Genomic DNA, 14,297 nt, shown 5'->3' with positions numbered 1-14,297 from the left:
TATCACTGATTTAGCAGCCTGAGATTGATAATGTCTGATCCGGATTTTTTATTGAGTGCCGCCGGGGTGCAGATGCCTCGCCTGATCTACGGCACTGCCTGGAAAAAACAGCAGACGGCGGCGCTGGTAACACAGGCGCTGAATCTGGGCTTTTGGGGTATAGACACGGCTTGCCAGCCTAAACATTACCATGAAGCCGGTGTGGGAGCCGGTCTGGCTGCGTGTTTAAAGCAAGGCCTGAGCCGCAGCCAGATTTATCTGCAAAGCAAATTTACTCCGCTGGATGGTCAAGACCCTTTACAAGTGCCCTACTCGCCTCAGGCCAGCCTGAGCGAACAGGTATTACAGTCTTTTCAAACCTCGTTGGAAAATCTGGGCACCGATTATCTGGATGGCTTGCTGTTACATTCTCCGCTGGCAGACCCACACCAATTAATGGAAGTCTGGCAGGCCATGGAACAAATTTACGCCAGTGGCGCGGTGAAACAGCTAGGCATCAGTAATTGTTATGCTGTAACCCAATTTAAAACGCTGTATGCAAAAGCCAGGGTTAAACCGGCACTAATTCAGAACCGTTTTTATGCCCGCACCGGTTATGACTGGGAATTGCGCGAATTTTGCCGGGACCGGCAGATTGTTTATCAGAGTTTCTGGACTTTGACCGCCAATCCGCAAGTGCTGGCCCATGCCAGCCTGCAAGCCCTGGCCCTGAATTATCAGCGCAGTCCGGCCCAGCTGTTTTTCCGTTATTTAAGTCAAATTGGCATTCAGCCCTTAACCGGCACCAGCTCGGCAGAGCATATGCGCGCTGATCTGGCTATTTTTGATTTTAGCTTAAGCCGCGCTGAATGTGCGGCAATCAGCAGTGTGCTGCAGGCTATGCCGACGGGGGCTTAACCCATTTGAGCAAGATTTTATACAATTTGTCCGGTAAGATGGGTTTGCTAATAAAATCATTCATACCTGCCGCCAGACAGGACTCACGGTCAGCCGGCATGGCGCTGGCCGTCATGGCAATTACCGGCAATTCTCGGCTACCCGGCATGTTTCTTAATAACCGGGTAGTTTGATAGCCATCCATTACCGGCATTTGTACATCCATTAATACACAGGCATAATTTTGGTGCAGGAGTTTTTCCAGGGCGCGGGCGCCATTTTCTGCCACATCTACTTGTAAACCGGCCTGAGTCAACAGTTCGGTAGCCACCAGGCGATTGATTTCATTATCCTCCACCAATAGTACCCTGGCGTTGCGTATCTTCATTAAACGATCTGAACTTGACTCTACAAGCTGAGCAGGATCGGCTGGGCTCAAAACCAGACTATCGGCCAGATCCAATTTTACGGTAAAGGTAAATACCGAGCCGATGTGCTCCTGACTACTGACACAAATGTTTCCCGCCATCTGTTCAATCAATTGCTTGGAAATTACCAGACCCAGACCGGTACCGCCGTAATTACGGGTAACACTGCTGTCTCCCTGGCTAAAGGGCTGGAATAGTTTAGTTTGCTGGTCCTGAGTCATACCGATTCCGGTATCGAGGATGCTGAACTCCAAGCAGACTTGCGCCAGCTGACGGCTAGACTCACGACAGCAGACTTTTACTTCACCTTGTTCGGTAAATTTGATGGCATTACCGATTAAATTAAGCAGAACTTGCCGTAAACGATACGGATCGCCGATCACGGTATAATTGAAGTTTTGGCATTCCAGAAGCAATTGGATACCTTTACTGACGGCAGATTCGCGCATGGTTGCATACACTGCTTCCATCATCTCCATGATGTCGAAAGGTATGGCCTCCAAAAGCATTTTCCCTGCTTCTATTTTGGAGAAATCCAGGATATCGTCGATGATGGACATCAATGCCCGCGAAGCCGTTTCTACCCGCTGTAAATAGGCGCGCGGCTTATTATCCAGCGGCTGATTCAGGCATAATTCCACCAAGCCGAAAATCGCATTCATGGGCGTGCGTATCTCATGACTCATATTGGCCAAAAACTGGCTTTTGGCCTGATTGGCAGCCTCGGCATTACGCATTGCCAATTCCAGGGCCTGCGTGCGTTGCTGCACCTGATCTTCCAGATAGCTTTCCTTACGCTGTATTTCTGCCAGCATATTATTAAAGGCTTCGGCCAAAACCCTGATTTCATCATTACCCTCATACACTGCGCGCTTGCGGTAATCATGATCTTTTTCAATTTGGCGAGCAGTATCGGCCAACTGCAGAATTGGTTTTAAAAAGCCATACTGTAAACGCAAGACGAATAATCCGGCGAGACAGAGCGCTATCCAAACTATTCCACCATTAATCAAGGCATTATGGAATAAGCTATTATAGGTTTGACTGAGATCGGCTGTCATGCTGATGCGACCAACCAATTGATCACCATTATGGTAAATCATCCGGCTGACTTGTCGGGTTCGAGGCAGATTATCCGGCCAAAACGACTGCCATTGCTGAGCCGGCTTTGAGTAGACGGCAAAGGTCTGTCCGCTTACTGATTCAATAATACCTTCAGTGATCTCGGCATCATGGCCCAGAGCGGCTAACACTTCCTGAGTGGTTTTTTGGTCATCGAACAGCAGCGCCACAGAACTGTTCTGACCTATCATGTCGGCAGTCAAAACCAGTTTATTATCCAGTTTGGCCTGTAAATCCCGGTATTCGCGGACAGCCAATGTGACGGTGGCAACCAATAAAGTCAACACTATCATCAGGCTGAGGATACCGGCCAATTTACCGACAATAGAGGCGCGCGTTTTCAACACTGATTTCATTCCAAAATCTCCGCCATCCGCAATAGTTTGGAGCTGAGTTTTAAACCGGCTTTTTTAACCACTTCCAATGATATGACCAGTTTTAATTTGTTATCACGCAATGCTATTTCTACCATACCGCCAAGCGCGGCAAAACCTTCCATATCACTCACCAGCAAAATATGCTGATTGATGGCTCGTGCACTGAGCTCTGGGGTCAAACCAGCATTATTAGCCAGAAAGATGATATTACATTCTGCGCCTTCCATACCTTGATTAATGCTGATCTGTACCGCACCACCATTAACGGCTTGACCGGCCAAAGCCGGCAGGTATTCGCGGATTGGGCTGTCACCCAGTAAACAGATTTTGATATTGGCCGGTGCCGGCCATTCGGTCAATTCCGCCAAATGAAATAAATAGGCCACTTTTAGCGGATATTCGCGGTTCAGCGTAGCGGCTTGACCTGACGGAACCAGCAGCAACATTAGCATGAACAATCTGTAACATGCTTTGTTTAGGCCGTATTTAACCACCACATCAGGCATTTTACGCCTGAGGCCATGTCTAAATTTATTAATCAAACCAGACAACATACGGTCAAAACTGCCAGCTGATTTGACAAAAATAACTGCGCTGGATTTGGCTGGCTACCGTATAGTACAAAATATCGCTAAATTCCGGATGCTGGTTATATAGCAGATTTTGACCACTTAGCGATAATTCCAGATTTTTAAGCGGATGCCAGCCCAATCTGACATCCAGACCAAAATAACTGGGGATGTTGACGCGATCTTTATGGATTTGATCAACATATCGCCCCCAAACATCAAACTCCACGTCATTGCTGACATCGAATTGCGAACGTATCGACATTAGCTGCTGAGGATCGTAATTTTTTTCCGCCAAGGGATCGCGCAACCAGATCAGACTGTTGTTATAACTGGTATCAAAACCGATAGCGCTATACGATGTCTGCAAGCGCCAGCGATGGTTAATGCGATGATTCAGAGCCAATTCCACGCCATAGCTTTTCACCTGGCGGTAATTGCCGACCTGGGCATACAAAATCTCACCATATATGGGCGAATAGCTGGTGCTGGTAATCACCGTACCTTGCATGCGGTCATAGATGTTGTAAAACAACGCCGTATCGACATCGATATTTTTGGCTGCCTGCCAACGCCAGCCCAATTCAAATGCCAGCAGATTCTCGGTTTTCATCTGCGGATTAGCAATTGCCAGCAGAAATGGGGTTTGCATGCCCGGCACCGGCGTAAACAAGTTGATGCTGTGCTGGGCTCGATTCGGCACTACCACGCTTCTGGAAATGGCTCCCCACAAGCTGTGTATTTTGTTGGCTTTCCAGAGTAAGCGGATATTCGGCTCGGTTTCCCAGCCGGTGTAGGTGAAATGCTCAACCCGGTTTGCCAAAGTCAATTTTAAATCTTTACTCAGATCTATCTGGTCCTGAACAAATATCCCGGAATTGTTCTGGGTAAAATTATCCGGTTTAAATGCCAAAGTCAGGCTATTTTGAAATTGATCCGAGGTGGTTTGAAAATTAGCCCCCCACAGCAGATTATGCCGGCCTATCACTGGTAAACTATCCTGGAAATCCAACACATAGCTGGTACGGCTCATCTGATCCACAATCTGCCGCCAATCGGTATAAGTAAAAGCCATGTTTAGCTTCCAGTCATGACCGGTTTCGGTTTGATGGGTCCAATAACCTTGCAGGCTGCTGTTTATGCCGGTTTTGCCGAAGTCATTTGGTGTCCACAAGGGCGGTGTCGCGGAGCTGACCCCAACAAAATAGCCGTTTTGCTTATAATTGGAAAAATCGCCTTCCAGCATCAGCTTGTCCTGACTATTCAGCTGGCTGTCCAAACGAAAATTCACGGTTTCGGCATTACCAAAATCATTGGTGCTCTTGCCGGTGGCATCGACATTGGCATCGCGGTAAACGGCATTGGTTGAGCCGCGCAGATAGGTGTTATCCGCCAATTTGCTGCCGTAACGTACCCCGCCGGACTGCTCCTTGTTTCCGGCGCCGGCGCTGACTAACCCCCCCTGAGTATCGGCAGCAGAGCGGGTAATTATATTAATGGTGCCATTGACGGCATTTGCCCCCCATAGTGTGCCGCTGGGGCCGCGTATGACTTCTATACGCTGGATGTCTTTCAGAAAGGGATTTTGTTGCCCCCAGGATACGCCACTGGTCAATGGATCGTAGATAGTCCGGCCATCCACCATGACCTGAAGTTTATTGGCATATAAGTCATTGAAGCCTCGGGCGCTAACCCCGGCATTCCAGGCATTGATTTTGCCGACATCCATGCCGGGTACCATACGCAATATATCGGGTAGGTTTGTCGCTCCAGAACGGCGGATATCTTCGCTGGTAATCACAAAAGCAGCAGAAGGGGTCTCTTTGACAGTCTGCTCTTTACGGGCCAAGCTGGTGACATCCTGATCCATCAATTCTTCCAGACTCAACGGCAAAAACTCACTGGTGGTTTCAATGGCATCACCTTCAGTATCTGCGGCCTGTACTGCTAAGCCGGTCAAGACCATTAAGCAGACAAGAATGCGGTATATACTTGGTAAAAAAGTCGAAAACATGTCGAGTTACGTTTAGTTAGCGCTTGGATGATGGTTTGATGCCCAGAAAGACCTTACCCGCTCCGCTTAGATTGATGTTACACGGGCACGATTATCGGCAAATACCCAGATGGTTGCCGATCGTCAGGTTTTAAGACTTTTTACTGTGCATAAACAGATAGCTGATTGTATCCCGAAGCCGGAATACCCGTCATCTGTGCGGAATGATGGTGGCGGGTAAATCCAGGCTGTTATGGCTGGTTTTACCCGCAAATTTAAGGCTGGGTACGTATTGGTTTTGGCAACTGATTAGTGCCTTCGCTCGCTAGTGGTTGACCAACATTACTTAGACGGCAGCGCCAGAGGATGTGCCGACTTCTGCAGGTGCATGGTTCACGATTGATGCGCATCACTGCGTTCAGCGCATCCTACGCCGTATCCGTCAAAATAAGATTGCTACTCTACTAGTTAGTTGGTAAGGCCCCGGCATCAATCTATCTAGGAAGGCAGTTTTTTGATTTCAGCGACTTTCTCAAAATCTGCACCGACACTGATAATAAAGCTGGTAACCTGCTCTATGCTCATTTCCGATTTAATGATTTTACTCTCATGAATAATCACGGCAAAACCGGAAGTTGGATTAGGTGAGGTGGGCACAAACAATACATAACGATCATCAATCTTATTGGTGACATATGCCGGCACCCAAATACCCTCTTTGGGATATTCTACATAAACCACTTCGCGCGGTTCATGCAATTGATGCCCGGCTATCATATTCACCAATTTCTTGGTGACCCGATATATCGTACTTAATAATGGAATACGCTCAATTAAGGCTTCGAAACCGGCAATAATGGAAAATCGCCCTTGACTGACTCTATGCCCCACATAAGTGATCAAGGCAAAACTGGATGCAAATAATAAAAAGGTGACCAGATAATTATCCGAGTATCCATAAACAAACTGAAATAAATCGGCCAACCTATCTTTTACAAATAGCACTATCTGCACTATCACCATAATCGGAATAAAAGCCAGAACCCCGATCAACGTATAGTTAAAAAATTTTTTCATACTGTCCTCCCCCAAGTCTGTTTATTATCTTTTATTGTTTTTGTTGAGAGCCTATAGTGTAGTTGATCTGTTGGATTTGCCGCCAGATATTTAATCGTTTCCCTGAGCAAATGCGATTGATGGAGATGGAATTTTAGTATTCCGCGTGAGCACAAAAACGATGCTCACGCGGGCAGTCGGTCTGTTAAATCCCGGCGGTTGCGGAAACCTTGGCGGGCTGATCAACTTTGAGCACCAGCTTACTCAAAGCAGGTAAAACAATAAAAGTACAGGTCATGATCCAGAATATGCCGATGGTGATCACCAAACCCATACTGGAAATGCCTTGATGTGGAGAAAATGCCAGGCCGATAAAACTGGATATGGTGGTTAACGCGCCGTAAAACATACCTCTGGCGGTACTCGACTGGTAAATATTTTGATCTTCTGCTAATGAATGATGCAGTTTTTCCACCATGTGTATGCCATTATCTACACCTAAACCCATCAGTAAAGGCAAGGCAATAATATTGGCAAAATTAATCGGTGTGCCGGTAAATACCGTGCTCGCCATGGTAAACAGACCGGCCAGCACCAGTGGGGTCATCACCAATACCGTATCCACGATACTGCGACGGGTAATCAGCAATAACAGGGCAATAGTGACCAGCGCAATGATAATGGCCTCCTGAAATGAGTCTATCACTGCTTTCATGGATTCCCAATACATCACCGGCAAATCAGTGGCATCCGGGGCGATAGCCTGCACATCCAGAATAAAGGTCTGCAAATTACTCAGATTATTTAAATCCTGTTTCGGGAAAATCTGGATGCGATACCAGCCGTCTTTGCTTAACCAGCGCTCTTTAATTTCTGCCGGTAAGGTGTCGATCTGTACTTCCTCTGCTTTAAAACTGGTCAGCAATTCATTCATGACACTGGGCAGCGTACCCAACAGTGAAGTCTGAATTTTATCGATAAACATACCGCGATCCGGCGGCAAACGCGCATCCAGCTCTAATAAAACATCCTGCAACTCTTTTTTGAAACTCAATAACGCCTTAATTTCAGCCTGATTGGTTTTTTTAGGCACATTATTATCGATAGCCGTAATCATGCGATTAATGGCTGGAATAGGATCGGTACCGCTTTTCAGAATGGGGAAAGTAGTGCTTTTAAAACCTAAAGTAAGCGCCATTTCATCAATGATGGCCAGTTTATCTTCCTGTTGTTGCGGCACAAAATCAAACAGGCTGACCGTATTGTTAACACTGGGCAACTGATTTAGCTTTTTCTGCATTTCCCGCGCTTCATCAGCATTTTTCGCCAGCACCGTCAGGGTCATCGGCGAAGTTTCCCTGGTTTTCATCAACTCCTTAAAAGCTATTACCGATTCAGTATTCGGGTCGCGCAGGTTGATAGGATTAAAATCAGTCTTAACCTGAAACACAAAATAAACCGCCACCAGCGCCGCGATTGCGGTAATAAAGGTAATGGGCTTGGCATAATGCAGGGTAAGCCGGGCAAAACCATCTGAAATTATTGAGGCACCTGGCTGTTTGCCGTGCAAATCGTGAATAGGCGGCGCCGGTAAAATTTTTAACAGTACCGGTAACACTGTCAAGGTAACGAATAAACAAATAAATAAACTGGTACCGGCCAATAGTCCCAATTCGGATATGCCCTGATACTCGGTAGGAATAAAGGCATACAAACCAATTGAGGTGGTCACTGCACATAACATCAGAGATGGACTGGTGGTCAACAGGGCTTCGCGTATCGCCTTAACCTTGTCACTGCCGTGAGTATCTAAATTGTCCCGATAACGTAAACAAAAATGAATAGCATATTCCACCCCCAAACCAATATTGGATACGGCAAATGCCACTGAAATAAGATTGAGCTGTTTAACCGCTACCGCCGCAAACAGGCCGCAGAAAATCATGCCCAGACCCAGTGTTATCAAAGTAGCAAAGGTCAGCAGCCAGGAGCGGTAAGCCAGTAATAGAATCAGCAATACCAAAACAATGGAAAAGATACTGGCGGTAAAAGTACCCTGACTCATCCCGGCCATTTCGTCGTGTTCCAAACCCACTTCACCGGTAATCCAAACTTTAACTTCCGGCAAATTAGGATCCTGAATTTTAGTAATCGCCTGTCGGATCACCTTGATCGCCGGTTCCACCGGCAGAATCTGGCTATAATCAAATTTTGGCGTGACCATTATAAAGGCCTTATCGGACTGTTCCTTGCTGATATTGTTTTCGGCGATCAGCTTTTGCCAGGACAATAAATCCGTTTCACCATTCAGGGTATGGTGCAAAGAGGTGCTGACTTTATCGATTAAGGAAAATAAATCTATCGGTACTTCCTGGGTTTTGGTTTCCGCATTTAAGGCATCTTCAAAAATTGAGAAAAATCCGTTGAGACTGGGATCTTGGGAAATACGGCCAATAAAAGGCTGAGCCTGGGCCAGGGTGATTGAAAAATCCTGTAATTTATCAGTTCCCAGATACAACAATCCATTGCGATGATAAAACGGATTTTCATCAGGCCGGTAGGTTTTGGTGAAATGCTCAGTATCTGAACGTAACTCACGGGCCAGACGTTGCGCTGCGGCTTTGGTCAACTCCGGACTGGAAGACTCCACCACCAGCAATAAGGTATGCATTTCCTGATTGAAGGATTTTTCAAAATTACGCCGGTTTTTTTGAAACGGGGCATTAGGCGCAATGAGTTCGGCTGTATCGGTATTGACGGTTAAATGATTGCCGGTATAAATAGCTGCCGCGTAGGCCAGACCGAAAATTGCCAACAATAGCAGGCCCGGCGAATACAACAGCCAGTTTGCCCAATGAAAAGCCAGTTTGCTGAAACGATTGACTGCAGACATATCAGCCCCCCACTACTGAATTAATCAGATAAAGGGTATAAGCGCTGTAGACCGCCACCAACGCGCCGCCTTCCAGCCGATTGATCCGGCCATTGGCGCCACGGCCAAACAAAAACAGCGATGCTGTCAGCACTGCCATCAACGGCCAGTCGCGATAAACAATTTCATGAGGAATATTCATGGGATGAATTACCCCGGCCAGACCGACCACCGCCAGAGTGTTAAAAAAATTGGAACCAATGATATTACCCAAAGCCAGATCATCTTCGCCCTTACCGGCGGCAATAAGAGAGGATGCCAGTTCCGGTAAAGAAGTGCCTACCGCCACTATGGTTAAACCAATAACCAAATCACTGACCCCCAGACTTTGTGCAATAGTCACCGCACCCCATACCAGCAGCCGGGAACTCAGCACCAGCAACACCAGACCACTGCCCAGCCAGAACCAGGCCTGCCCGCTTGATATCGGATGTTCATCCAATTCTTCAGTTACCTCCAGGCCTAGCGTATCGGTATTTTGCTTTAATCCCTGGCGTATCATCCAGAACATCAGCCCGGCAAACACCAGCAAAAATGCCACCGCATCCAGACGCGTCAATTCGCCGTCTACAATCAGCAGTAGCACAAATACTGTGACCAGAAACAGCAGCGGCAATTCTTTTTTCAACACTTGGGAATGCACAACAATCGGCTTAATCAATGCTGCCGAACCCAAAATTAAAGCAATATTGGTGATATTGGAACCATAGGCATTACCCAAAGCAAGCCCCGGATTGCCTTGCCAGGCAGAAATAGCCGAAACCGCCAATTCCGGGGCTGAGGTACCAAAACCAATCACCACCATGCCTATCAGCAGCGGTGGAATTCCCAGATAGCGGGAAATGATCGCCGCCCCATCCACAAATAAATCGGCACTCCAGACCAATATGATTAACCCAATAACTATCATCAATAGCGGCAATGCCATAAACTACCCTTAACTCACAAATTATAATTATTTTAACCGACAGCCTTAATCAGGCCAGAGATGTCGGCTAATCAACGCCACTCAACTGTGCCCAACCTGCACAGCGGTAACCGGATAAGCCCTTAATCGACAGTCCAGTGCACCAGACCGCTATAGGCCGTAGCAATCACAGCCAAACCAAACACAATCCGATACCAGGCAAAAATTATAAAATTATGATGGCTTATATAGCGCAGCAAGCCTTTGACCGCCAGCAGAGCGCTGATAAACGCTGCGACCAGACCCACGAGGAAATGCAGAGCATCATTTTCCAGATTCAGCAAATCCCGGTGCTTGTATAAATCGTAGGCACTCGCCATTATCAGGGTCGGAATTGCCAGAAAAAATGAAAATTCGGTAGCAGCCTTGCGCGACAAACCAAATAATAAACCACCGATAATGGTAGCGCCTGAACGCGAAGTGCCCGGAATCAGCGCAAAAGCCTGAGCAAGACCCAGTTTTAACGCATCCAGTGGACTTAAATCATCCACTTCCAGTACCCGAACCTTATGCTCGCGCTTCTCAGCCCAGATAATCACAAAAGCACCAACAATAAAAGCCAGCGCCACCGGCAAGGGTTTAAACAGCAAAGCTTTTATATGCTTGCCAAACAACAGACCCAATATAGCCAACGGCAAAAAAGCAATAAGCAAGTTCAACACAAATTTTTGGGACTGACGTTCAGAAAACAGGCCGGACAATACGCTGCCGATCTTGCGCCGGTATTCCCAACAAATCGCCAATATGGCGCCCACCTGAATCACGATAGTGAACAGCTTGGCTTTTTCATCATTAAATTCCAGTAAATCCCCGGCCAATATCAAATGTCCGGTGCTGGATATGGGCAAAAACTCGGTAAGTCCTTCAACAATACCAAGAATCAAAGCTTTAACAATCAGTGTAATATCCATACTCAATAGGCGTGGTTGTGAAAGAAAGATTTTACAAACAGCCGTCGGCTGCTTGCTGAAAATAAGACGACAGGACAAAAGCAACTAGCCGACCATCATGATCGGCAAAATTCGCACCCCAACCCTGAACAGCCAAAATGCCAATAAAACCCGACCGGCCGGTGTATAAACACCCCAAAACTTGCGGGATTATAGTCCAAATATCAATCACAAGGTGAACTCAACCCCAAGTTTACCGGCTTCAAGCCGATAAAAATGCTTGTCAGCTACACCTCAAGACATAACTAAAATCTAAGCCGCCTATCAGGACAGAAAAAACCAGTCCTTAAAACAAGCCGCTTGACCATAATAATTTTGCTGAGCATCAAAAACATTCCAGACCACAGCCTGCTGAATTTTAAAACGGCGGCCAGACTTACTGATACGAACCCCTGAATAATTATCGATAAAACCCTTTGCTGTCACTTCAGCCAGCAAACGCTCGCGTTCTGCCTGCAACACCGGTTCAGCAGAACATCGGGAAGGCATGCCGATAAACTCGTTCCAGCTAAATTCAAATAAGCTCAGTGCAGTCAAATTGGCATAATTAAACAAGGGATCGGCATCAGAGTTATGTGAAACCAGCACAAAGTCAGCCGCAAATACCTGCTGAGCCAAAGCATCACAGCCAACTGCAGACAATAATGAAGCGTTTAGCGAGCGCTGATAACTATCCAGCAATAAATCTATATGTGCCGAGTAATAATGGTTTGCAGGACAAGGTATAGCGGAAAATTGAGCTGGCAAAGTAGACATAGTTGTTGGTTTAGCTATCCGGATGGGTACAAACAGTGCGCCCATTCCATCAGGTTAATATTAAAAACCATATTCATTTGAAAAATCAAGTAATTGCCAAAAATTTGTTTCGCGGCCAACATAGCAAAACTGACGCAATGCCATGCACCGCTGTCATTAATTTGACGTATTAGGGAACTCTCATTATTTAAAGTTGTCTGCGCTTTTAACCTTGAATTGGCAATGGCTGGTTTTTGGGTTTAAATATCTTAGGGAAACTTTCCTAAGCCCTTTTTTTTAAAGGGGGAACGTCCTTGCTTGGCGCATAGCTCAAGGATATTCTCAACTTAAACATCATAGCCACTTTTAAGCCTAAAACCAGCTGATTAAGTTTTGCTTGAAATTGAACAATGGGCTCAAATTTATTAGTTAAAGTATTTGCACAAATAAAATTCCGTTACTATAATCTCAAATACCCCATTTTTTATCTAAAATTTAAATATAAATATTACAATTTTGTTAAGTGCCTAGCGCGAAATCAACAAGGATTTCTTGAGTCCAGCCATTGTTGGCAACCCATCGAATGTATCGGTGATATGCCCGTCGAACCTAAAATGGAGTGACTCATCTGATCACATTTAACGGAATAACAATGCCTGCGAACTTATTGCAATACACTTAACTATCTATTTTTCATGAAAATTGTTATTTTGCAACCGATGTTAAAGGTATACCGGGTCAGCCTGTATACTTTATTATATCAACAGCTTACTGAGCAAGGACATGAATTAAGAATTGTTTTCGGCACTCCATCGCGCCAAGAGCAATTACGCGGCGACAACATTATCCTCGACAATAATTTTTGCTTTTTTGAAAAAAGCTACTGGTTATTTACCAATAAGCTGCACATACTGCCCAAAGCCGTCGAACATATCTTGTGGGCAGATTTAGTGATTACCGAACAAGCCAATAAACATCTGCATAATTATCTACTACTGGTGTTGCGCTGGATTCTACATAAGCCGTATGCCTTTTGGGGGCATGGCCTTAACCGTCAAGCCACTCCCCACTCCATTAACGAATTTTTTAAAAAGAAATTGGCCAAACAAACCGATTGGTGGTTTGCTTACACTCAAAGCGTTGCTGATTATTTACAGGCTCTTGATTTTAATAAAAATCATATCACTGTATTAAATAACAGCATTGATACCTTAGAGTTTAAACAAGCATTACAAAACACCAGTACTGCTGAAATCCAGGCATTCAAACAACAATATAATATAGCCGAGGATGCCCAAATCGCCTTGTTCTGCGGTAGCTTACATCAATATAAAAAAATCGATTTTTTACTTAACTCTGCCGAATCTATCAAAGAAAAATTGCCAAAATTTGTGTTACTGGTGGGCGGAACCGGTGAAGAAAGCACCACTTTAGCAAACTACGCCAGCCACGATGATTTCATCATTCCTATCGGCTGGCTGAATAATAAAACCAAGAGTCTGGCTTTTAAATGCGCCGAAATGTTATTAAATCCCGGCATGGTAGGCTTAGTCATCCTCGATGCCTTTTGTGCAGGTCTGCCGCTATTGACCACCAAGCAAAACCAGCATAGTCCCGAAATCGATTATTTGCAGCATGACTTTAACGGCTTGATATGTGAGTTTGACCAACAAGCCTATGTCGAATTAGTAGTAAGCACATTTAGCACACCGGAAAAACTGACTTTACTACAGCACAATGCCTTGCTCAGCAGCGAAGCATACAGCATTGAAAAAATGGCCGAAAATTTCGCCAACGGCATAGCCAACTTTAGCGCCCGCCGTCATTCCAAGCAAAATAACATCCATAATACGCCGACTTGACGGCGATTCCAGTAAGGCAATCTACACATTTTCTTCATTACCTGATATTCTTAGCCGTCCAAATTTTGGCATTTCCACCCCCTGACAACATGTAATAAATTAATGTTTACTGTGCTGCGGTGATAGCAGTGTTCTGATTCAAGCGTGGGATTTACAACGAATATCTAGACGTTTTGGGCTGCGGATTGTGATCTATATTGCCCTATTCTTAAGGCAAGCAGGTACGTCTCCTCTGAAATTGAACCCATCAGACATACTAGTGGTTGACCAATATTACTTTGACGGATGCGCCAAAACGGGATGTGCCGACTCTGGAGGCGCATCACTGCGTTCAGCGCATCCTAGGCCCTATTCATCAAAATAAGATTGGTACATACCAGGATTGGCTTTCTGATCGAAGTCACGCCAAGCGCAGCCAAACCCGAATTCG

Annotated in this window: 10 protein-coding genes; 2 read left to right on the top strand and 8 right to left on the bottom strand. The window is 45.8% G+C overall.

Annotation, left to right across the window (positions count from 1 at the left end; all coding sequences use genetic code 11):
- Positions 1-30: 30 nt before the first annotated feature.
- Positions 31-897, top strand: a complete 867-nt coding sequence (locus tag KEF85_RS16455) for an aldo/keto reductase family protein (protein ID WP_215582362.1) — start codon at positions 31-33, stop codon at positions 895-897.
- Here the strand turns inward: KEF85_RS16455 and KEF85_RS16450 are convergent.
- The 8 genes from KEF85_RS16450 to KEF85_RS16415 all read right to left on the bottom strand — a co-directional run bounded on the left by KEF85_RS16450 (position 878) and on the right by KEF85_RS16415 (position 12,026).
- Positions 878-2,782 (bottom strand): response regulator, encoded by a 1,905-nt coding sequence (locus KEF85_RS16450; protein ID WP_215582361.1) that lies wholly within the window; start codon positions 2,780-2,782, stop codon positions 878-880. The genes KEF85_RS16455 and KEF85_RS16450 overlap by 20 nt on opposite strands.
- A complete protein-coding gene (locus tag KEF85_RS16445; protein WP_246534992.1) occupies positions 2,779-3,249 on the bottom strand; it encodes a YfiR family protein in 471 nt (156 codons plus the stop codon). The genes KEF85_RS16450 and KEF85_RS16445 overlap by 4 nt, the downstream gene beginning before the upstream one ends.
- Before the next feature lie 112 nt (positions 3,250-3,361).
- Positions 3,362-5,386, bottom strand: a complete 2,025-nt coding sequence (locus tag KEF85_RS16440; RefSeq protein ID WP_246534991.1) for a TonB-dependent receptor plug domain-containing protein — start codon at positions 5,384-5,386, stop codon at positions 3,362-3,364.
- Between the two features lie 477 nt (positions 5,387-5,863).
- Entirely contained in the window at positions 5,864-6,442 is a 579-nt protein-coding gene (locus KEF85_RS16435; RefSeq protein WP_215582357.1) for a DUF502 domain-containing protein, read from the bottom strand.
- Between the two features lie 184 nt (positions 6,443-6,626).
- Positions 6,627-9,314 (bottom strand): MMPL family transporter, encoded by a 2,688-nt coding sequence (locus KEF85_RS16430; RefSeq protein WP_215582355.1) that lies wholly within the window; start codon positions 9,312-9,314, stop codon positions 6,627-6,629.
- A gap of 1 nt (position 9,315) precedes the next feature.
- Positions 9,316-10,281 carry a calcium/sodium antiporter gene (locus KEF85_RS16425; protein WP_215582353.1) on the bottom strand — a complete coding sequence of 322 codons (966 nt, stop codon included), beginning with the start codon at positions 10,279-10,281 and terminating at the stop codon, positions 9,316-9,318.
- 122 nt (positions 10,282-10,403) lie between these two features.
- Positions 10,404-11,231, bottom strand: a complete 828-nt coding sequence (locus tag KEF85_RS16420) for an undecaprenyl-diphosphate phosphatase (RefSeq protein ID WP_215582351.1) — start codon at positions 11,229-11,231, stop codon at positions 10,404-10,406.
- Positions 11,232-11,534: 303 nt separating this feature from the next.
- Entirely contained in the window at positions 11,535-12,026 is a 492-nt protein-coding gene (locus tag KEF85_RS16415; RefSeq protein ID WP_215582350.1) for an MEKHLA domain-containing protein, read from the bottom strand.
- A 674-nt stretch (positions 12,027-12,700) separates the two neighbouring features.
- Here KEF85_RS16415 and KEF85_RS16410 point away from each other — a divergent pair.
- Complete coding sequence (locus KEF85_RS16410) at positions 12,701-13,867, top strand: glycosyltransferase family 4 protein (RefSeq protein WP_215582349.1); 1,167 nt, start codon at positions 12,701-12,703, stop codon at positions 13,865-13,867.
- Positions 13,868-14,297: the final 430 nt, after the last annotated feature.

The organism is Methylomonas paludis (assembly GCF_018734325.1).
Taxonomy (GTDB): Bacteria; Pseudomonadota; Gammaproteobacteria; order Methylococcales; family Methylomonadaceae; genus Methylomonas; species Methylomonas paludis.
The sequence above is the reverse complement of the archived record's forward strand: the minus strand, read 5'-3'. Positions and strand labels throughout refer to the sequence as shown.